We start from the raw sequence: 22,314 nt of genomic DNA on the forward strand, positions 1-22,314 counted from the left end.
CTGATGCCCAATGTGACCGAACGTGACAAGACAGCACTTTATTTCGTTTAAATCCATTCAAAGCCTTGTTATTCTTATCTTTAATGCGTATATTTATAGAAACAAACAACGATATCATGGAACAAAAAGCATTCGTCATCCGCGCCTACGGTGTCGGCGAACTGGCCGGACTATACAACCCCCATCTTTCCCATCGCGGAGCCGTCATGCAACTCCGCCGCTGGATCAACCATCATGGCATCCTCAAAGAAAAGCTAGCCGCCCTGGGCTACCATCCCGGCATACGTTGCTTCACCCCGAAACAGGTGGCCTGTATCGTAGAACATTTAGGGGAACCTTGAACACGAACTAGAAAATAGGGGTCGGGAGCTATTTTATTTCGGACGGGGGCGGAAGCAGGCAGGACGGGAGCTATGGCGAGGGTGGACGTGGTGAAGGTTGGGGGATGGGTTCCCGTGACTTCTGTATGGTAGCGGGAGCTTTTATAACGTGGGATAACGGGAATTATGGATAGTCCACATACAGAAGTTTACGGAAAAGCGATCTTTCCTCCACCACCTCCACCCCGTCGGTTCAGAAAGGAAGAGAAGGGTCGGGAGATTTGGTGTCATCGCGGGGATTTTGCGGGGTGCTATCCGGCTGGTTTTCCGGCGTTTGTTCATTGTTGTTTTCGTAGGAAGTTATTCCCAGCTGCACGGACTTTACTTCGTCGAAGGTTAGCTCTATCACGGAAAAAAGACGGGTACCGCGACGGATTGTATATTCAAACTCCGCCCTTTTCAGCATCTTACCCAGGTTATTCACATTGATCGGCGTGATAGGCAAACGCGTCTTTTCGGCTATCTTGGCGATAATCTCGCTGCTGGAAAGCAGTTGCGGATGCTCAAAACGAACCGGTTTACGGAAGAAAGTGTAAAATAACTCCTCCTCAGGACTCGTCTGCTGGAAAGGCTCGTTGTTACGGTTCACCTCCGCAATGTCGGAATCGGAAAACCAGAACTTGAAACCATCCTTATACAATGCCAGCGCCTGCGCATAAACACCCTTGTAATCGACCGGGCTCAGGTAGTCGATCCGGCTGGCCTCGAAGCAGAGGAAACGGCGCGAACCGGTGCGGTCGGTCAGCACCTGGCTGTCGTTGACCGTGGCAGCAAAGGAAGCGCGGCGGTCGTACGTCTCGGCGTTATGGGCATAGGCACGGCGTTCGCGTACGTAATTTTTCGTGATCATCGCCTTCAGGCGGTTCAGCTCCATGCGGCTCTGCCCCGATAGCTCGTCGAGGACGATCAGGATGCAGTCGCTCAACAAGAGGGAACTGTCTTTCGAAGCCGGATCAAGGTTGCCGGAGTAGGTGTAGCGGCGCAGTTCGGGCGGTACCAGGTTGCGGCACCAGGTGGTCTTACCCAATCCCTGGTCGCCACTCAGCAGCAAGACCGTGTGGTTCTCCTTCCCCTCGTCTATCGCACAGGCCACCACTGCCACGAGCCATTTGCGAAGGCAGTTCAACCAATATTCGGGGCGGTTGGTACTGACGGTCGCTGCCAGCCGGGCGATATGGTCGGTCTCCCCGTCCCAGGCAGGCAGTTTACCGAAATAAGATTTGAACGGGTCGTATTCCTTGCTGAAATCGGAATGGATCACCGAGCGCAATTCCGAGATCTTACAGAAGATACCCTGCAATTGCAGGTTGCACCAGACCGTATTCTCCCAATAATCGGTGACGGGAAGATACTCTTTATACCGTTTCCGCTTCTCCCGGTATTCGATCATACCGCGCACCACATTCTTACGCAACATAAAATACTCCGACAGGTATTGTTGTATCATTTCCACCTTTTTGCCGTTCACCTTCTGGGGAAGGGTGTTGTATTCCTCCCGGTTGTTGCAGGCGCTCGCCACCGCGTTATTGCATTCTTCGGACGAGAGATCAGCGAAATTGGCCGTACAATAGTCCACCAGGTTCTGCGCAGGGACACCCATACGGTTGCACAGGCAGGCAAAGCGGTAGACATAATTGTTGCGGTTGCCTTCGCAATAAGCTTCCTGTTTGTCCATCCTTTTGCGGGCAGCGGCCAGTAGCTTCGCAGGATCGGCAGGGACAGCCGCTTTCCTGGGGCGTTTGGCCTGAGGAGTGAGCAAAGGCAGGCCGTCGGGCAACCCTTCCCCGGTACGCAGCCATCCGGTAAAACGGGGCGAGAGGTATAACTCCGGATCATACGAAACGAAACAGAGCCGTCCGGCATCGCTACCCGAAGCGTCGATCTCTACTTTAAGCAGGTCAGTGTACCATTCCTTCAGGGTGTTGTAGATGGCACGGTGGTTGCGGGGGTGAAGTTCGATATCGACTGCCGTGTAAGCGATAATCTTCAGCCCTCTTGCACCGGGGCTCAGAAAACTGCAAACCGTATAGGGGGCGTCGTTCACCTGTTTGCGCAAGCGGGAAATATCAGCAGGGTCGAGGTTGTCGATATCGAGTATCTGCAAGGGGTTATATCCCGTCAGTTGCTCGATGCGGCGGGCGTTGCGGTAGGTGGCCGATACGGTAAAGGCCGGCAATGCTTTCTTGATGCGTTCGGCAGTCGACGTGTCGCCGGCTTGCAGGGCGGCACGATGGAGATTGACAGGGACTTCATACTTTCCGCAAAGGATATCGTCGAGAATAGTAAACAGCGGCATATTTCCTCCGCAAATTCTGAAATTGGTAAACAAGGTTGCTTCAATCATAGCGTATAAAATTTAATAGTTATCCGGCTATCCGGTATGAAACGAAGGTACAGGAAACCATTGGATGGCTTCCTGACTTTTTGGTTTTCTTATGAAAAAGCATCGTTCGGAAAATTCTTGTCGATATACTCTTTCACGGCGGCTACCAGGCTGTCGAACTTGAGGTAGTCTTTTTTCTTGTCGTACCTGATCCTGACTACTTCGTCGATAGCCCGCAGGAATTTTTTCAGTTTCGACGTACCGTTTACTTTCCACTTCCTGCTGCTCAATAGCGGGTAGATAAGCCTGATAAACTCGTTTGTCTCGCCACAGAAAATGATCTTTTCCTCCTCTACCATATCTTGTTCGATGATAGCGTGGTCGAGTAGTTTGTTAATACTCCGGCAACTCTTCGTTACTTCGTGCAGATCTTTTTCAAGTATCTCACAATTTTCCCTTAACTCGCGAATGGCCTGGTTGATCAGGTCTGCTTCTACTTTTTTTTCATATACAATTTGTTTTTAATTTATATGATACAGCCGGATAGCTGCATTTCTAATAACGAAGCCCCGGAGAACGAATCCTCCGAGGCTTGTTTTTGTCTGTTTTTGCTCTTCACAGAGATCGAACAGAAGAACTTTATTTCATTACTTTAGTATTAATATTGACCGCTTGTTCGCCCTCACGGGATACTTGGTTTATTCTTGTCCGATATCACCACGCAGTCAATCTAAAATTTATTGATTATAAATAGTTTCTTATTTTACGATTGCTTTTACAGCTGCTTCACCTTCTACGGCTACCACTACTACACCGGCAGGTGCAGAGATTGTAGCGTTGTCAGAAGAAAGAACTGCGTTAGCGATTGTCTGACCAAGAACGTTGCTGATAGTAACTTTCTTACCCTGTGCGCCGTTGATAGTTACAACACCGTTACCGGCGATAACTGATACAGAGGAAGCGTTGATACCTTCGTTTGCAGTCGGATTACCTTCGTAATCTTCAGTCATGTTGTAAACGTCAGCATTCTTGATATTGTCAACCACTACGATCACACCGTTCATCCATTTCAGGTAACCCGGAGTTGTTTTGATCTTACCAGCATCTTTGCCTGTCAGATTGAAATCAGCAGTTTCGATAACAAATGACTTAGCTGTTGCATCTACATAACGGAATGCAAACTTAGCTTCGTTGAATGCAGCTGTGTTTACTGTCAATTTGTTGTTATCGCTGTTAATGATCAGAGTATCTTTGATATGTTTAGCAGGAACGAATGCCAACTTCACATAACCTTCAGTGTTTGTATACGGATTGATACCGCCATGTTTGTTTGCATCTTCCCATGCAATAGCTGTATCTTTCAGGTTCACCAGGTAACGACCTTCTGTGTAACCTTCAATATCCTGTTCGTGAGAACAACCAGGGTTGAAGCCATGTTCCGGACACCATTTACCTGCCGGTACATAGTTAGGTTCAACCATCAACATATACTGAGGACGATAAGTATCTGCAGGAGCATAAGCGCTATCTACAACCATTGCCGGAGCGATTGCCGGGAACTGAACCTGATTGTTCATACCCAGGAACTGGCCGTTTTCGAACAATACTTCCTTGTTGTTGCCTTCGCGGAAGATAGAGATTGTATCCAGAGAAGTACCCTGAACTGCATTTTCCAAACGACGATACATTTCATAAGCCAACGGAGCTACTACAAAGCGGTCGTTTTCTTCTCTTTCATACAGATCGGTAGAAGAAACCAGACCTTTGTTCAATGAAGAACCTGCATAGGCTTTGTTGAAGTCTTTTGATGTGTCAAATGTGTTGTATCCTGTTGTTTCATCCAGGTCTACCGGACGCAAATTCAAAGTATTGTCTGTATCCAGACGCAGTGTAAACTTCGTTGCTTTAGTTACATCTTTCGCAGAAGATACATAAGTGATCTTAGAGAAGTCTGCATCAGCAGCCTTTACATACAACGGTTCGTTATATTGGTTCTTGAATGTATAAGAAACCACTTTCAGTGTATCAAGAACTTCATCATAATTGTTGATAGCAGCGTTGTAATAACCGATTGTGCTAACTACATAAATAGAATCTGTAACAGCATGATCTTTGTCGCGCTTCTGATCGTGAGCGATTGCTTCATAGATCAAACCTTCTTCCTGATCAATGTTCAAACCGATTACGTGATATTCAGCATCTTTATCTTCACCGTGGTTTTCAGTAAACCAGGCAGTATTATCGTAAACACCTGCATAAGAACCGATGTTGAAACGTTGCATTTCCAGCTGATCCAGTGTCTTGTAACCATCTGTTGCAGCGTGGTTAGCAACCGGAGTAATGATGTATTTGTCTGCACCGCTTACGTAAGTATATTCAGAAGTAGTTGTGTAAAGTGAGTTTACACCAACAAATTCGAATGTAACTTCCGGAGTTTCACGGTTAGTCAGTACATACTTATCTTTAGCATCGTTCAATGTCAATGCCCATTCGCCTTCCAATACGTTGCGAACTGTCTTGTTGTATCCATAAGCTGTGTTAGTTTTTCCTGTAGCTACCAGGTAACCTTCAGCTTTTGCATTATCTGCTGAATAGTTGCTGATCTTTTCTACAGTAAAGAATTTACCTTTCTGAAGAACATCCTGCCATTTTGCCAATGTACCTGTGCCCAAAGAGAATGTAACAGTTTTAGGACTAGCACCAGCACCCATATATACAGCATCAGGAACTTTATAGTAACCTACTGTTCCGGCAGTACCAGTACCAGTTAAAGTCAAAACTACTTCAGAAGGATTTACTTCACCTGCATACGTCTGTGCTGTAAATACAGCCAGGTCACCATCCTTCATATCAGAAAGCTTATCTACAGTAGTAAAGCCCCAAGCTACAGTACCAGCGCCTTCAATCATATCCTTTCTACCAATGATAAACTTTTTACCTGATTTCAAGTTAAAATTGTTACCACCCAGATCAACAACAGTCAGGAAGCCTGTAAACGGATTACCTTTGATATCAGTTTTACCATTATCGTAAGAAGCGGTTAATGTAATACCACCGTTTTCGATCTTAGCTAAGTCAGCAGCAGAGATAGCTTGCAGAGTACCTTTTGAGAAGCTGAAAACAGCTACGGATTCATCAGAAATAGTACTAGCATTCTTCCAAGCCAAAGTTGTACCTTTAATTGTCAAAAATTCGCCACTGGCTTTTTTTGCTATAAAGCCATTGCCTTCCTTTACAATATTGAAAGAAACTTCGCTAGCCAGTTTCACCTGAGCATTACCATCGAACAAAGAGTAAGAACCATCTGCATTCAATTTGATTGTCAGGGCAGCGTTGCCTACACCTGAATTTTCTAGTGTTCCGTCATTTTTAACAGCTTTTTCAGTAGTAGCATCTCCAGCCGGATTAACATACAACACTCCAGTCGTTCCGTTTGTCCATGCCAGAGCACCGGCAGGAACCTGAGGAGCTTCAGAAGGGGCGGTTGATGTAAGAGCAAATGTTGATGCATCAGTTACTTTAGATGATACACCGGAAGAAATGACTGTTGTATAAACCTGATCATTTGCAGCGTTGTTCGCATCCTTTTCAATAGCAGGAGGATTTGTATTTGTAAGAGTGATTGCAGATGTATTAATCTGACTGATACCATAACCACTTTCACTTACAGACAAAATCTCACCATCAGCAGAAACCGTAAACTTCGCTTTATCCTGCAAGCCTAACATAGCAATAGTTGTTCCATCCAGATAGATCACATTTGTTGTTCCTGTACAAACCGCATACTTACCGTCGATTGTTACGTAAACAAAACTACCATCAGCAGTTTTTGCATGAAGAGGAGTTGTGGCAATATGAAGGAAAGCATCTGCACCAGATCCATCAGCAAAAGCAGGAGTACCAGTTATTACAAAATCTGTAGCACCAGAAGTTGCAGTCTTCAATTCTGAAGCTCTAGTAGCGTTTGTAAATAGAGCAGCAGCGGGGGTTCCATCTTCTCCCAAAGCAGCAGTAATAGTATTCTGTGTAACGAATTTACCATCATTACTTACGCTCTTTAGTTTAAAATCTGTGCTACCATCAACTATCCATAAGAAGTCATTGCTGGCAGGATCAAATGCTTTAGTAGACAAAGCTGCACCTTCAGCAGACAAAGCGTTGTCTTTATCTACAGCAACCACATACTTTTGCCCGCTTACGACTTCACCAGCCGCAGTAACCTTGTAGATCCCCGCTTCCGCCGTCACAGAATACCCGGCTGCAATAAGAGCAGCCATCATCAGAGATAACTTTTTGTTCATAAATTTAAATTTTAATATTAATAATAGTGTTCCTAAAAGCTCTTTAATCTTAGATTCGATACGTTTGGCAATTGTTAAATGACTAGCCAAAACGTTCCTTTTTTCTAGTCATTTTTTGGAGGGTCAATTACTTTCGTGTAAAAAAGAGGGAATTTCATACTAACTTTGCTATCCGGTTGATAAGAAAGCAGATAGATTAGACAAAATAATTCTTAAAAGGATTGCAGATTCAAAATTTAGCAATACCTTTGCATGACTAGAAAAAAGGAACGATAAAACTAGTCATCCATTTTCTGCACCTTACACTTTATTATTCAAAAGATCACACCCCTATTCAGACTACCCCTATTTATATAGATATGTACGCGCATGCGTTTCTTAATACACTGTGTATCAGCACCCATTTTTTCAAGTTTTTGTAGTCTTTTGTTAAAAGGCGGTATTTAGCCCGTTTTCAGGGTGAAAAACAGAAGTTTCAAATATGAAGTTATAGCTGTTTTATTTGCCGTTTGCTTCAGCAGACGGGCTATCTTTGAAGCCCATTTTAATCATCCTGTCAAAGAAATGCCCGGCTAAAACTATTTTATGTGCCGTTAATTCTTTACATTTGCCACAAAATTAGCAGATATGGCAGAGAGCAAGGATGAACACATATTGAACGTCATTAACTATCCGGAGGATTTACGCCAGTTGCCTCAGGAAAAGCTGGGACAGGTATGTGCAGAGTTGCGTCAATACATAATAGATATACTTTCTGAAAATCCCGGACACCTGGGAGCAAGCCTGGGAACGGTGGAACTGACCGTGGCTCTTCACTACGTATTCAATACCCCTTACGACCGGATCGTCTGGGACGTGGGACATCAGGCCTACGGACACAAGATACTGACCGGACGCAGGGAAGCTTTTCATACACTCCGCAAATTCAAAGGCATAAGCGGTTTCCCCAATCCGGAAGAAAGCCCCTATGACGCTTTTATTGCCGGGCATGCGTCCAACTCGATCTCGGCAGCGATGGGAATGTCGGTCGCTTCGGCCCTGAAAGAAGAAAACAACCGTCACGTAATAGCCGTGATCGGCGACGGAGCCATGACGGGCGGACTGGCTTTCGAAGGCCTCAACAATGCCTCGGCCAACCCGAACAACCTGCTGATCATCCTCAACGATAACGATATGGCTATCGACGACTGCGTGGGCGGACTGAGCCAGTATCTGGTTGACATCACCACCAGCCAGACATACAACAAGATGCGTTACGACGTGTATCGCGGACTGAAAAAGATGAAGCTGATAAACAACGACCGCCGGGGTAATATCATCCGCTTCAACAACAGCCTGAAAGCATTACTTACACAGCAACATAACCTGTTTGAAGGTTTCAGCATCCGTTACTTCGGGCCGGTAGACGGGCACGATGTAAACTATATGATCAAGTTGCTGAACGATATAAAAGATTTGCAGGGCCCCAAGCTGCTGCATATCAAGACAACCAAAGGGAAAGGTTTCAAACCTGCCGAAGAGTCGGCCACCGAATGGCACGCACCCGGCAAATTCAACAAGGAAACCGGCCAGCGCATCATCGTGCACAACCTCAACGAGCCGCAGCTCTATCAGGATGTCTTCGGGCATACATTGGTGGAACTGGCCGAACAGGACGAACGGATCGTGGGGATCACTCCCGCCATGCCGACAGGCAGCTCGATGATCCATATGATGAAGGCATTCCCCAAACGGGCATTCGACGTCGGGATAGCGGAAGGGCATTCGGTGACTTTCTCCGCCGGCTTGGCCAAAGAGGGGATGATCCCTTTCTGTAACGTATATTCATCGTTCATGCAACGTGCGTACGACAACCTGATCCATGATGTCGCATTGCAGAAGCTGCACATGGTGATCTGTCTCGACCGTGCCGGCTTGGTCGGCGAAGACGGAGCCACGCACCACGGTATGTTCGACCTGGCTTACCTGCGCCCGATCCCCAACCTGATAATCTCCTCCCCACTCAATGAGCTGGATCTGAGAAACCTGATGTATACCGGCTACAAAGAGGCTCCGGGTACGTTCGTGATCCGTTATCCGCGTGGCAAGGGAGAAATGAAGGACTGGCGCAACGAAATGAAGGTGTTGCCTATCGGAAAAGGTCAACTATTGAACGAAGGAGACGATATAGCTGTTTTATCTATAGGGCCGATCGGGAATGAAGCGATAAAGGCGATCAGCGAAGTGGCAGGCGAAGGCATATCGGTTGCCCACTACGACATGATCTACCTGAAGCCGATCGACGAGGAGTTATTACATGAAGTAGGCAGGAAGTTCAACCGCGTCATCACGATAGAGAACGGGGTGGTAAAAGGCGGATTGGGCAGTGCCGTATTGGAATTCATGGCAGACAACGGATATACCCCGCGGGTAAAACGCATCGGTATACCCGACTCATTCATTGAACACGGATCTATTCCCGAACTGTACGAACTGTGCGGTTTGAATGCCGGAAGCATCGCGGAAGAGATCCGGAAGATGATGAACGATTAATTATTAACAGATCATTGCCGCAGAGACGACAGGGAAATGATTAACAAGTAGCAAAATGAAAATTATTATTGCCGGGGCAGGCGAAGTGGGTACACATCTCGCGAAGATGTTATCTCAGGAGAAGCAGGATATTATTCTGATGGATCCCAGTGAGGAACGGTTGAATTTCACCAACACCAATATGGAGATACTTCCTATGGTTGGTAATCCGACTTCGATCCGCGACCTGGAAGAAGCCGGGATAAAGAAAACGGATCTGTTTGTCAGTGTCACCCCTGAAGAGACAACCAATATTGCTGCTAGCATCCTGGCTTCGAAGCTGGGGGCACGCAAAACCCTGGCACGCATCAATAACTACGAATATCTGTTACCAAAGAATAAGGAGCTGTTCGAAAAGCTGGGGATCCATTCGATGATCTACCCGGAAATGCTGGCAGCCAGGGAGATCGTCAGCGCGATACGCCGCCCGTGGACACGCCAGTACTGGGAATTGTTCGGGGGTGCCCTAATCCTGATCGGGGTAAAAGTCCGCGAAAACTCCCGCCTGGTCAACAAACAGCTTGCCGAACTGCTGAACGAGCAGAAGCTTTACCATATCGTTGCCATCAAACGGCAGTATGAAACGATCATCCCGCGCGGTACCGACTACGTATTACCCGGCGATATCGTATTCTTCACCACGACGAAAGAGCATATCAAAGATGTACAGATACATGCCGGCAAGAAAGACCCGGAAGTAAAGAAGGTCTTTATCATGGGGGGTAGCCGCATCGCTATCCGCACGAGCCAGTATCTGCCGAACAATATACGTGTCAAGATCCTGGAGACGAACAAGGAGAAGAGCCACCGCATAGCAGAGGTCGTGCCGAGCAATGTGCTGATCATCAATGGCGACGGACGCGACACGGAACTGCTTATGCAGGAAGGTATCAAGGATGCACAGGCATTTGTCGCCCTGACCGACAACTCCAGTACCAACATTCTGGCTTGCCTGGCTGCCAAGCGGCAAGGGGTATTCAAGACAGTCGCCAAGATCGAGAATATAGATTATATCCCGCTGGCGGAGAATATGGATATCGGCTCGGTGATCAACAAGAAGTTGATTGCCGCCAGCCACATTTACCAGTTCTTGCTGGATGCCGACGTATCGAACGTAAAGTTCCTTACCTTTGCCAATGCCGATGTGGCCGAACTGGTTGCCCGTCCCGACTCAAAGATCACCCGCAAGCAGGTGAAAGACCTGCATCTGCCGAAAGATCTGACCCTCGGGGGGTTGCTGCGTGACGGCGAACCGATGATGATTAAAGGAGATACCCAAATACAGGCTTACGACCATGTTGTCGTGTTCTGCCTGGAAACGGCCATGCGCAAACTGGAAGATTATTTTAATTAGTATGTTACTGAATGTACGTTTCATAATAAAAATGCTGGGGATGATGTGCATCCTCGAAACGCTGTTCATGCTGATGGCTGCGGTGGTGGCATTTCTTTATAAGGGGAACGACCTGTATCCCCTGTTGATTTCCTGTGGCATTTTGTTCGGAACGGGCGTAGCGCTTTATGCGATCGGTTTCCGTGCCAACGAATATTCTGCCGGACGACGTGAAGGTATGCTTACGGTAACATTTACCTGGATACTTTTTTCCTTGCTCGGTATGCTCCCTTTCTACCTGGGAGGATATATAGACAACGTAACGGATGCATTCTTCGAAACGATGTCAGGATTTACAACCACCGGCTCAACTATCCTTACTGATATAGAAACCCTCCCCAAAGGTATTCTGTTTTGGAGAAGTCTCACCCAATGGCAAGGGGGAATCGGAATGATTGTTTTTACAGTGGCCCTGATGCCTATTTTAGGCGGAGGAGCTACCCAATTGTTCAATGCGGAAACACCAGGTATTACACACGAACGGTTTCGTCCGCGTGTCACACAGGTTGCCAAACGGCTTTGGGGTGTCTATTTATTCCTTACACTTCTTCTGATCGGCCTTTTATGGGTAGGGCCGATGGATTTATACGATGCTGTCAACCATGCGTTGACGGCTATCTCAACCGGAGGGTACTCAACGAAAAATGCCAGTATCGCTTACTGGGATTCTGCCTATATAGAGTATATCATTACCATATTCATGTTTATCGGGGCAACTAACATGACGTTGATTTACTTCTGTTTCAACGGAAATGTAAAGAAGCTGTTCCATGACGAAGAGTTCCGCTGGTTCTTCTGGTTTGTGGCTATCATGATCGGCGTTACTACGGCCTGGGTGATGTATCAGGGGTTTGCGACCGACTTTCTATCGGCTTTCAGAAAGGCTTCATTCCAGGTGGTCACATTAGTCTCTACCTGTGGATTTGCTACAGACAATTATATTCCCTGGGGACCGTTCTTCTGGATGATTGCCCTGATACTGATGTTTATATGCGGTTGTGCTGGTTCCACTTGCGGCGGTTTAAAAATGGGGAGGTTTGCCATCCTTTCTAAAAACCTGTTCAATGAATTCAAAAAGCAGACCCATCCGCACGCGATCATTCCGGTGCGGATGGATACACATATCGTATCCGGCGAAATAGTACACCGTGTACTGGCATTCTCGGTAGCTTATATGCTTCTGATCGTTGTGAGCTGTATCGTGCTGATGCTCGACGGACTGGGTTTCGAGGAATCGATCGGGGCGGCGGTTTCCGCCATCAGCAACGTGGGGCCGGGGCTTGGGAAACTGGGGCCGGTCGATAACTTCTCTGAAGTGCCGGTCGTTTCCAAATGGTTCCTTTCCTTCCTGATGATGACAGGGCGACTGGAGATATTTACGGTATTGACTTTACTCGTTCCGGGTTTCTGGAAACAATAAAATAGATAATCATGAAAACACCTGCAATCTTTCTTTTTATCCTCGGTTGCTTCTTTGCCCCCCTGACAGCCCATGCACAGGACACTACCGACCTGCTTCCCGAATGGACGTTCACCAACGGGATAGAAGGCCCCGCCACAGATAAGGCCGGCAACCTGTATGCCGTGAATTATGCCAAAGAGGGGACGATCGGTATCGTACGTCCGGACGGGTCGCACGATTGTTTCGTGACCTTACCGGAAGGATCTACCGGCAACGGTATCCGGTTCGACAGGGAAGGGAATATGCTGGTGGCCGACTATACCGGGCATAACATCCTGAAAGTGGATATGAACACCCGAGAGGTCAGCGTATATGCCCACGAACCGAAAATGAACCAGCCCAACGATATCGCCCTGGCTCCCAACGGCAACCTGTATGCCAGCGATCCGGACTGGCCGAACGGGAAAGGACAGCTCTGGCTGATCACGCCCGACAGGAAAGTAACCCTGCTCGGTAGTAACCTGGGGACGACCAACGGGATCGATGTCAGCCCCGACGGGAAGAAATTATACGTCAACGAGTCTGCCCAACTGAAAGTATGGGTCTACGATATACAGCCGGACGGGACACTCAGGAACAAAAAGCTTTTCCATACCTTCGAAGGTTATGGGATGGACGGCATTCGTTGTGATGTAAAAGGGAATTTATATCTCTGCCGGTATGATAAAGGGACGGTAGCCGTTATCAACCCGAAGGGTAAACTGATCCGCGAAATACGGCTGAAAGGCAAAAAACCTTCCAACATAACTTTCGGAGGTGCGGATAATCGCCGTTGCTTCGTCACCCTGCAAGACCGCGGTTGCTTTGAAACCTTCGTTGCCGAATACCCCGGAAGAGAATAATTATTCACGTTATTGAAGATTTCTTTAGGTCTGATATACGCTTTTGCTTAATTTTGCGTTATAATAGGTACGAATTACAAAGATGTAACGCAAAATGATAGAATATATTAAGGGGGATATCGTAGAGCTGACTCCTACGCAAATGATTATTGAGTGTGCCGGGATCGGCTATCAACTTAACATATCTCTGACTACATACAGCGCATTCAACGGAAAACCTTCCGGGAAAATTTACGTATATGAAGTGATACGTGAAGATGCCCACCTATTATTCGGATTTGCCCTGAAAGCAGAACGCGAGTTGTTTTTGCTGTTGACTTCGGTATCCGGAGTCGGCCCCAATACGGCACGCATGATCTTGTCGTCACTTCCCCCTTCCGAACTTATACAGGTGATAGCTACCAAAAACGAAACCGCACTCACCTCTGTAAAAGGTATCGGACAAAAAACAGCCCAACGCATCCTGGTAGACCTGAAAAACAAGGTAAAGGCCGGAGATATGGCAGTTGGAGGCACAGCAGTTCCGGCACCCGGCCACGGAGCAGTTGCCGAAGAAGCAGTTGCCGCCCTGGTTATGTTGGGATTCCAAAAGACAGCTTCACAGAAGGCAGTAAGCTCGATACTGAAAAGTTCGCCTATGCTGGCTGTGGAACAAGTGATTAAAAGTGCACTCAGAATGCTTTAATAGTTGACAGGGAGGGCGGTTCGCAAACAACCCTTACAAGTGACAGTTGACAGTTTGAAATGAAAAAGAAAACTCTTAAATATCTTATTTGGGTAACCATACTGCTATTCGGGGTCAGCATGCTCTCGCTGAATGCCGATTACCTGACATATACGGCTACATTGCCGGATATTCAGCTACTGGACGAACAGGATATGCCCGACGGGAAAGATACCGTACCGGCAACCCGTTACCCAGTTTCCAAAACCGTACCACAGGACTATGAAGATTTGACGAAAAAGTCACCGATGGACTTACGCGACCCGGAGAACGTAAAAACAGCCGTTGAATATGATCTTAAGACCGGTTCGTATGTCGTTCGCACCCGCTTGGGAGACAAAGACCTGACTACACCTATCTCCCTGACTCCCGAGGAGTACCAGGATTATAGCATGCAGCAGTCGCTCCGCTCCTACTACCGCCAGAAGAATGAGGAGGAGTTTCAGAAAGAAGCCGACAAGAAGTTCAACCTGGCTGATATGCAATTCGGTATCGGTGCGGCAGAAAGAGTGTTCGGCCCCGGTGGTGTCCGCGTAAAGACACAGGGATCGGCCGAGGTTACGATGGGGCTGAAACGTAACAGTACGCAAGACCCTTCACTTCCCGAACGGGCTCGTAGCCGCACTTTCTTTAACTTCGATGAGAGCGTACAGCTGAATGTACAGGCTAGCGTCGGTTCGAAAGTGAACTTCGACATGAACTATAATACAGAGACTTCGTTCGATTTCGACTCTAAAAAGCTGAAGCTGGCCTATACGGGTGAGGAAGACGAGATCATCAAGTCGCTGGAAGCCGGTAACGTATCGATGACTACCAGCAACTCCCTGATAAACGGTGGAGCGGCTTTGTTCGGTATGAAGGCAGACCTTCAGTTCGGTAAATTGAGGGTGAACGCCTTATTCGCACAGCAGGAGTCGGAGTCTAAAACCGTAAACTCGAAAGGTGGCGTACAAACCAAACCGTTCGAACTGACAATTGATAAGTATGACGAGAACCGCCACTTCTTCATGGCGCATTACTTCTATCATAATTATGATAACGCCGTTGCAAAGTTACCTCAGATCAACGCTCCTCTTACAATCACCCGCATGCAGGTATGGGTAACCAATACAAGAGGTAATTACGATCAGGCACGCAATATCGTTGCTTTCACCGACCTGGCGGAGAACAATAAAGAATACATATACAACAACCAATTTACAGTAGTTGGCATGCCCCAATATCCGGCCAATGATGCCAACACCTTGTATAGCCAATTGCAGGGTCGGTATAGTGGCGCCCGTGACATCACACAAGCTCAGCAAGCTCTTTCCGACCTTGTCGGTGGAGTTGATTATGAGGAGGTGGAAAGTGCCCGCTTACTGGATGCTTCGGAATACACATACGACAAGCAGTTAGGGTATATCTCGCTAAAAACGACCCTGCAGCCTGGTGATGTGTTGGCTGTTGCTTACGAATATGAATATTCAGACGGGGGAACAAAGAAAACCAAAAGAGTCGGAGAGTTCTCGGATGACTCCAATATCACTCCCAGCCAGGCAATCTTCGTAAAGTTATTGAAAAATACGAACATGACCCCTTCCATGAAGTTCTGGAAGCTGATGATGAAAAACGTTTATTCGTTGGGGGCTTACTCCGTCCAGAAAGAGAAGTTCCGTCTGGATGTGACGTATCAAAGCGATACGACAGGAACCTACCTGAACTATCTGCCCGAATCGACTAATCCAAAGCAAATATGGATCCGCATCATGGGGGCCGACCGACTGAACTCTCAGAATCAGGAACATTCAGACGGTTTCTTCGACTTTGTGGAAGGATATACCATTCAAACGGAGACTGGTAAAGTCATATTCCCGAGCGTCGAACCGTTCGGTTCGAGCCTGAAGAAGAAAATGACAGACCTGAACATATCTGCTGCTATTGCAGACAAATATGTCTTCCAGGAACTATACGACTCGACTCAGACTGTTGCCCGGCAGATAGCCGAAAAGAACAAGTTTAAGATGACGGGGGAATACAAAGCTTCTTCCGCCGCCGAAATACAATTGGGTGCCAGCAACGTGGCACGCGGATCGGTACGTGTAACTGCTGCCGGAGCTGTCTTAACCGAAAACGTGGACTATACGGTCGATTATACATCCGGTACCGTTACCATCCTGAATGAAAGTATTATCTCTGCGGGAACTCCTGTCAGCGTAACATTGGAAAACCAGACGGCTTATAGCATGCAACGAAAGACGATGGTAGGATTGGATCTGAATTACCAGTTCAACCCCAATTTCTCATTGGGAGCTACCATTATGCACATGTCGGAAATGCCACTGACTACCAAAACAACGATCGGTGACGAGTCCATCAAAAATACACTGTGGGGGTTGAACACCTCCTACAAGGCAGAAAGCCAGTGGTTGACTAATATGTTCGACAAGCTGCCGCTGCTCACTCTTACACAACCCAGTCAAATTGCATTTAATGCTGAGTTTGCGCATTTGATTGCCGGCCACTACGAAAGTAAAGAAAACGGAGGTTATTCTTATATCGACGATTTCGAAGCGACCCAAAGTGGCTACGACTTGCTGAGTCCTTATCCCTGGAAGCTGGCCAGTACACCAACCGACGACAACAAGGCGACTGCTTTATTCCCCGATGCAGATAAGACAAACGATATTGCATATGGTAAAGACCGTGCCTTGTTGGCCTGGTATTACGTAGACGGTTTGTTTACCCGTAGAAACTCCAGCCAGCGTCCTTCGTATATATCAAAAATAGATCTATCCAATCACTATGTGCGTGAAATACAGGTATCCGAATTATTCCCAGACAAAGATCTGGGATATAATGAAACCAGTACGATCAATGCACTCAACCTGGCATTTTATCCCAATGAGCGCGGCCCGTACAACCTGGACGCAGATCAGGTTAATCAGGACGGTACGTTGCAAAATCCCGAAAAACGCTGGGGCGGTATTATGCGTAAGATAGATCAGAGCGACTTCGAAACTGCCAACGTAGAATATATCGAGTTCTGGATGCTCGACCCATTCCTCGAAGATTCAAACAAGATTAATACCGGAGGAGATCTTTATTTCAACCTGGGTGAAATATCTGAAGACGTTCTGAAAGACGGAAGAAAGTTCTTTGAGAATGGTTTACCTCTCGACGGAGATCAGAGCAAGGTGGACTCTACCGTATGGGGTCTTGTTCCCAAGCAGCAAAGTACTGTCTATGCTTTCGACAATACAGCCGGAGCACGCGATAAACAGGACGTTGGTTTAAACGGTTTATCAGCAGATCAAGAGCTTGAATATCCCACTTACAAGGAATTTATCGAAAAACTGAAAACTAAGCTGTCTCCCGGAGCCATCACAAAGATGGAGGGTGACCCCTTTTCTCCACTCAACAATCCGGGGACAGATAAATATCGTTATTTCCGTGGGGCAGACCTTGATAACGAATGGCTAAGTATCCTCGAACGCTACAAACGCTACAACGGTACCGAAGGGAACTCTGCAGAAACAGGCAAAAACGGAGAAAGATATGATACATCCGCCTCTAAAAACCCGGATGTGGAAGACCTGAACCAGGACAATACCATGAACAAGAATGAGAAGTATTTCGAATATAAAATATCTCTCATACCGGATAAGTTTGAAGTCGGATCAAACTACATTGTAGATATAAAAAAGACTTATCCTAAAGTACCGGATGGTTCGAATGATAATGGCAAGAAGGGAAAAGAGGCAAAATGGTACCTCTTTAAGATACCGGTAAAACAATATAACCGCCGTGTCGGAGCCATAACAGACTTCAAGAGTATCCGCTTCATGCGTATGTATATGACGAACTTTAAGCAACCGACCATACTCCGTTTCGGTTCGTTCGAACTGGTTCGTGGCGACTGGCGTTCGTACGAACAAGACTTGTCAGACCCAAAAGTGCCGGTACAATCAAACGGCACATTGGAAGTTTCGTCAGTAAATCTTGAAGAGAACAGTACACGTTTACCGGTCAACTATATAACACCGCCGGGAGTAAGCCGCGAAATTATGACCGGACAACCTAATATAGGATACCAAAACGAACAGGCACTATCGATGAAAGTAACCGAACTTTCACCGTATGATGCACGTGCCGTGTACAAGAATACTTCCTATGATTTGCGCCAGTATAAGCAACTGCAAATGTTCATCCACGGAGAAAAGTTAAAAGACGGCGATCCTTACACACCAGCTGATGATGATATGTACGTATTCATCCGTCTGGGTTCCGACTATAAGAACAACTATTACGAATATTCAGTTCCACTAAAACTAACTAATTATACCGGAGATGGAAAAAACAGCTTCTCAGCCGAAGAGGTTTGGCAAACCCCAAACGGCAACACAATGAATATCTCTCTTGAAGCACTGACAAACATGAAATTGGAGCGCAATGCTGCTAAACGTAAGGGAGTAAGCGGTGTAAACTTCCAGACCGTTTACAAAATGCCCGACCCTAATAACCGGCTTAACTACATAAGCGTTGTAGGAAACCCGAGCTTGGCAGAAGTGAAAACCATCATGATCGGTGTTCGTAACGAATCACCAACGGTGAAGAGTGCCGAAGTCTGGGTAAACGAACTGCGTCTGGGAGATTTCAACGAGTCAGGCGGATGGGCTGCCAATGCCAACCTCAACGTGGCTGTGTCCGACCTCGGAACAGTGAACGTGGGTGGACGTATCGAAACAGCCGGTTTCGGTGCGCTCGACCAGTCTTTGTCCGAACGCCGTATCGACGACTTCTCACAGTATAATATTGCAACCAATATCGAATGGGGTAAATTCTTCCCTGAAAAGGCGAAAGTAAGCATCCCGATGTACTACGCTTATTCGAAAGAAATGACCAAGCCTCAGTACAACCCGCTCGATCAGGATATCAAATTAAAAGATGCCCTCGATGCAGTAGAGACAAAAGCCGAGAAAGACTCGATCAAGAACTTCTCGGTCGATAAAACCGTGATTAAAAGTATCTCGTTCAACAACGTGAAAGCGGATATCCGCAGCAAGAACCCGATGCCTTACGACCCGGCCAACTTCTCGTTCGGCTATTCTTTCAGTCAGACTAAAACACAGAACCCGGAAACAGAATACGAAACGACCAAGGATTACCGCGGAAACTTAGCCTACAGCTATACCCCGTACGTAAAGCCCTTCCGCCCGTTCCAGAAGCTTAAGAAGAGCAACGGGTACACCCGTTATATCAAGCAATTCAGCCTGAACTATGTTCCGTCGAACATCAGCTTCCAGACTGCCATGATGCGCAACTATTACGAATTGCAACTTCGCGACCTGGAAGATACGGGTTATAAGCCGGAGGCATCCTTCAGCTCGACTTTCTACTGGGATCGTGCTTTCAGCCTGCGCTGGGACTTCACCAACAACCTGAATATGACATTCACTTCCGGTACGAATGCACGTATCGAAGAACCGTACCAGCAGGTGAACAAAGAGTTGAACCCGAACGGATACGAAATCTGGAAAGACTCCGTGAAGCAGAGTATCGCCGACCTGGGTACGCCGATGAAGTACGACCAGACATTCAACGTGACCTGGAACCTGCCTTTGCAGTATATCCCCGTGCTCGACTGGGTTAACAGCTCGTTGACCTACAATGCGCAGTATAACTGGGATCGCGGAGCCGAGGTAGAGTCCACTTACGAAATAGGTAACACCATCAAGAACAACCGGCAGATCGATATGCAGAACAGCTTGAACATGCTTTCGCTCTACAACAAGAACAAGTTCCTGAAAAAGGTGAACCAAAAGTTCTCCGCCACCCGTACGTCGACCAAGAAGAAGGAGCAAAAAGAGATCAAACTGGAGAAAGACATCCAACTGAATATGGATAGCGGAACAGTCGTTCAACACGGTATGTTCACTAAAAAGGTGCGTATCACCGCACGCGGAGCCGACGGAAAAGTCTACGCCATCAAGTACAAACCGATCAACTACGCACAGGTAATGATCCTCAATAAGGATACGGCTCATCTGAAACTGACGATCAAACCGGGCCCCAAAGCTACCGAAGACTTCCTGTATAAAACAGCCGAACACGCTTCACGCTTCCTGATGATGGTACGCCGTATCAATATCCAGTACCAGACAACCGATGGTATGATGATCCCCGGATTCCGTCCGATGATTGGCGACATCTTCGGCCAGGGACGATCGGCGGGTGTCTTGTCGCCCGGTCTGGGCTTTGCCTTCGGTGCCGTAAACCGCAGCTATATAGATGATGCCAAAGAACGTGGCTGGCTGGTCGACGACAACCCCAACAACATAACCCCTGCCGTAATAAGCAGTGCCAAGAATCTGAATATACGGGCAAACCTGGAACCGATAACCGGCCTGAAGATCGACCTGAATGCAAACCGGGTAGATACCCGCAGTACCGAAATACAATATGCGTACGACAACATGACCGAACAGACAGGCGGTAACTTCCTGATGACAACCATCGGTTTGAAAGGCTTCTTTAAAGGTAGCGGCAATGCCGATAACGGTTATGCTTCGGACGTATTCAACAAATTCATCGAGAACCGTGAGATCATAGCCAACCGTCTTGAAAACCGGTACAACGGAACCACCTATCCCAATAAAGGCTTCCTGACTGAAAACGGACAAGGCGGACAAGCATACGAGGGCGGTGGTGTCAATAAGAACTCGGCCGACGTGCTGATTCCGGCTTTCCTGGCTGCTTATACAGGAAAAGACCCGAATAAGATTTCGTCGTCGCCCTTCCCGGCTCTCCGCAATCTGCTTCCGAACTGGCGTATCACTTACGACGGACTGGTTCGCATTCCGATTATAAAGCAACACTTCAAGAGCGTTATGCTGAGTCACCAGTATGTGTGTACATATAATGTCGGTTCCTACAACTCCTATTCTACCTGGGTAGACGGCGGGCTGGGCGACAACCTCGGATTTACACAAGGTTCTAATAACCTGGCAATACCGTCGTCTCCATACGAAATATCATCCGTCAGTCTTAACGAAAGCTTCAACCCGTTGCTGGGTGTCGACGCTACGATGCTGAACAATATCACGATCCGCATGGACTATTCGACTTCACGCAATCTGAACCTGAACATTTCATCTTACCAGATCGTGGAAGCGCTTTCCAACAAATATACGATCGGATTGGGATATAAGTTCGCCGAGTTCAACAAGATCCTGAAGATGAAAAAGACACGCGACTTCAGCAACGACCTGACCGTGCGTCTCGACTTCTCATACAACAAGATGCAGTCGCTGATCCGTAAGATCGAAGATAGCTTTACACAGGCCACCAGCGGTAACATTGCCAAGACGATCCAGTTCTCTGCCGATTACGGATTGAGCCGCGCATTGACCCTGCGTGCGTTCTATGACTTGCAGATCAATGAGCCGCTGATCTCTAACGCATCCTACCCGACAAGCAACTCCAATTATGGCGTTGCCCTGAGGTTCTCGCTGGCACAGTAAGGAGGAGTTTAAAACATATGGTAGTTCTTCAGCTCCTTCCGCAAGGCCAGTGCCTTATTGTCTGTCAGGCTATCCAGAAGTTTCCAGAAGCGGTCGCTATGGTTCATCTCGATCGTATGGCAGAGTTCATGGAGCAATACATAATCGATCAGATGCCAGGGGAGCAGCATTAAGGAGAGGGAGAGGTTGATCGTCCGCCGGGTGCTGCAACTTCCCCAACGGCCTTTACTGTTCATGATCCGCACTCCCGTACAGGTAAAGTTATGTTTGGCGGCCAATGTCATCAAACGGTCGGGCAGCAGGCGTTTGGCCTCATGGCGCAACGCTTTTTCCAACAGGTCTTTCAATAGTTGCTGCACCTTTTCCGACTCGAAACGGGTTCCGGAGGGACAGGCTATACGAAGGATGCCATCCTTCAGCGTCATATAATAATTGGTACGGTCGGTACAGAATATTTCCAGCTTGAAAGTAGTAGCCTGCAACGTCGTCGTCTCATCGAGCAACGGACGTGCCGGGTGCTTTTTCAATGCCGCAAGAAGTTTCTGCCGGTTCTCTTCTATAAAAGCCAGCATCCTGCGCTCGTCGCCACCTACCGGCATAGTCGCAGTGATCATTCCCTTCGATATTTTCAACGTATAGCGGGTAGCTCGCGGAGTAGTACGGAGAAGGATGGTTCCCAGATCATTGTCGTGTATCTTCTTTTCCATATTCAGCACAAAAGTAATACTTTAAAGGGAAATAATATTACGGTAGAAATGCTTATCTTTGCGCCCGGTATTAGATATTTAATAAGTATAAACTATATAAATAAGGCAA

11 protein-coding genes are annotated in these 22,314 nt (G+C 47.3%); 7 read left to right on the top strand and 4 right to left on the bottom strand.

All coding sequences use genetic code 11. From position 1 onward, the window contains the following. The first annotated feature begins 116 nt into the window (after positions 1–116). Positions 117–341, top strand: a complete 225-nt coding sequence (locus tag HMPREF1536_RS06455) for a DUF4248 domain-containing protein (RefSeq protein WP_028727118.1) — start codon at positions 117–119, stop codon at positions 339–341. 232 nt (positions 342–573) lie between these two features. On the opposite strand, the gene HMPREF1536_RS06460 is transcribed toward HMPREF1536_RS06455, so the two are convergent. From HMPREF1536_RS06460 to HMPREF1536_RS27845, 3 genes are all read right to left on the bottom strand, one after another. Continuing rightward, positions 574–2,724: a VapE domain-containing protein gene (locus HMPREF1536_RS06460; RefSeq protein WP_028727119.1), complete on the bottom strand. Its 2,151-nt coding sequence runs from the start codon at positions 2,722–2,724 to the stop codon at positions 574–576. An 89-nt stretch (positions 2,725–2,813) separates the two neighbouring features. Beyond that, positions 2,814–3,062 carry a hypothetical protein gene (locus HMPREF1536_RS06465; protein ID WP_052349801.1) on the bottom strand — a complete coding sequence of 83 codons (249 nt, stop codon included), beginning with the start codon at positions 3,060–3,062 and terminating at the stop codon, positions 2,814–2,816. A 399-nt stretch (positions 3,063–3,461) separates the two neighbouring features. Further along, positions 3,462–7,004 (bottom strand): DUF6383 domain-containing protein, encoded by a 3,543-nt coding sequence (locus HMPREF1536_RS27845; protein WP_181988961.1) that lies wholly within the window; start codon positions 7,002–7,004, stop codon positions 3,462–3,464. Between the two features lie 627 nt (positions 7,005–7,631). On the opposite strand from HMPREF1536_RS27845, the gene dxs reads away from it, so the two are divergent. The 6 genes from dxs to sov all read left to right on the top strand — a co-directional run bounded on the left by dxs (position 7,632) and on the right by sov (position 21,498). Beyond that, a complete protein-coding gene (gene dxs / locus HMPREF1536_RS06475) occupies positions 7,632–9,536 on the top strand; it encodes a 1-deoxy-D-xylulose-5-phosphate synthase (RefSeq protein WP_028727122.1) in 1,905 nt (634 codons plus the stop codon). A gap of 55 nt (positions 9,537–9,591) precedes the next feature. Next, the gene (trkA, locus tag HMPREF1536_RS06480; RefSeq protein WP_028727123.1) at positions 9,592–10,929 is read left to right on the top strand and encodes a Trk system potassium transporter TrkA; all 1,338 of its coding nucleotides are present in this window, start codon (positions 9,592–9,594) and stop codon (positions 10,927–10,929) included. A 1-nt stretch (position 10,930) separates the two neighbouring features. Beyond that, a complete protein-coding gene (locus tag HMPREF1536_RS06485) occupies positions 10,931–12,388 on the top strand; it encodes a TrkH family potassium uptake protein (RefSeq protein WP_028727124.1) in 1,458 nt (485 codons plus the stop codon). Positions 12,389–12,399: 11 nt separating this feature from the next. Next, positions 12,400–13,272 (top strand): SMP-30/gluconolactonase/LRE family protein, encoded by an 873-nt coding sequence (locus HMPREF1536_RS06490; RefSeq protein ID WP_028727125.1) that lies wholly within the window; start codon positions 12,400–12,402, stop codon positions 13,270–13,272. A gap of 94 nt (positions 13,273–13,366) precedes the next feature. Then, positions 13,367–13,957 (top strand): Holliday junction branch migration protein RuvA, encoded by a 591-nt coding sequence (gene ruvA, locus HMPREF1536_RS06495; protein WP_028727126.1) that lies wholly within the window; start codon positions 13,367–13,369, stop codon positions 13,955–13,957. A 59-nt stretch (positions 13,958–14,016) separates the two neighbouring features. After that, entirely contained in the window at positions 14,017–21,498 is a 7,482-nt protein-coding gene (gene sov / locus HMPREF1536_RS06500; RefSeq protein ID WP_028727127.1) for a T9SS outer membrane translocon Sov/SprA, read from the top strand. An 8-nt stretch (positions 21,499–21,506) separates the two neighbouring features. Here the strand turns inward: sov and HMPREF1536_RS06505 are convergent, their stop codons facing one another. Continuing rightward, a complete protein-coding gene (locus HMPREF1536_RS06505) occupies positions 21,507–22,205 on the bottom strand; it encodes a M48 family metallopeptidase (protein WP_028727128.1) in 699 nt (232 codons plus the stop codon). Positions 22,206–22,314: the final 109 nt, after the last annotated feature.

Source organism: Parabacteroides gordonii MS-1 = DSM 23371 (assembly GCF_000969825.1).
In the GTDB taxonomy this organism is placed as follows: Bacteria; Bacteroidota; Bacteroidia; order Bacteroidales; family Tannerellaceae; genus Parabacteroides; species Parabacteroides gordonii.

Bases quoted from the DNA above. Each gene is read 5' to 3' on its own strand.
- HMPREF1536_RS06455 (WP_028727118.1), top strand. From the start codon at position 117: ATGGAACAAAAAGCATTCGTCATCCGCGCCTACGGTGTCGGCGAACTG.
- HMPREF1536_RS06460 (WP_028727119.1), bottom strand. From the start codon at position 2,724: ATGATTGAAGCAACCTTGTTTACCAATTTCAGAATTTGCGGAGGAAAT.
- HMPREF1536_RS06465 (WP_052349801.1), bottom strand. From the start codon at position 3,062: ATGGTAGAGGAGGAAAAGATCATTTTCTGTGGCGAGACAAACGAGTTT.
- HMPREF1536_RS27845 (WP_181988961.1), bottom strand. From the start codon at position 7,004: ATGAACAAAAAGTTATCTCTGATGATGGCTGCTCTTATTGCAGCCGGG.
- dxs (WP_028727122.1), top strand. From the start codon at position 7,632: ATGGCAGAGAGCAAGGATGAACACATATTGAACGTCATTAACTATCCG.
- trkA (WP_028727123.1), top strand. From the start codon at position 9,592: ATGAAAATTATTATTGCCGGGGCAGGCGAAGTGGGTACACATCTCGCG.
- HMPREF1536_RS06485 (WP_028727124.1), top strand. From the start codon at position 10,931: ATGTTACTGAATGTACGTTTCATAATAAAAATGCTGGGGATGATGTGC.
- HMPREF1536_RS06490 (WP_028727125.1), top strand. From the start codon at position 12,400: ATGAAAACACCTGCAATCTTTCTTTTTATCCTCGGTTGCTTCTTTGCC.
- ruvA (WP_028727126.1), top strand. From the start codon at position 13,367: ATGATAGAATATATTAAGGGGGATATCGTAGAGCTGACTCCTACGCAA.
- sov (WP_028727127.1), top strand. From the start codon at position 14,017: ATGAAAAAGAAAACTCTTAAATATCTTATTTGGGTAACCATACTGCTA.
- HMPREF1536_RS06505 (WP_028727128.1), bottom strand. From the start codon at position 22,205: ATGGAAAAGAAGATACACGACAATGATCTGGGAACCATCCTTCTCCGT.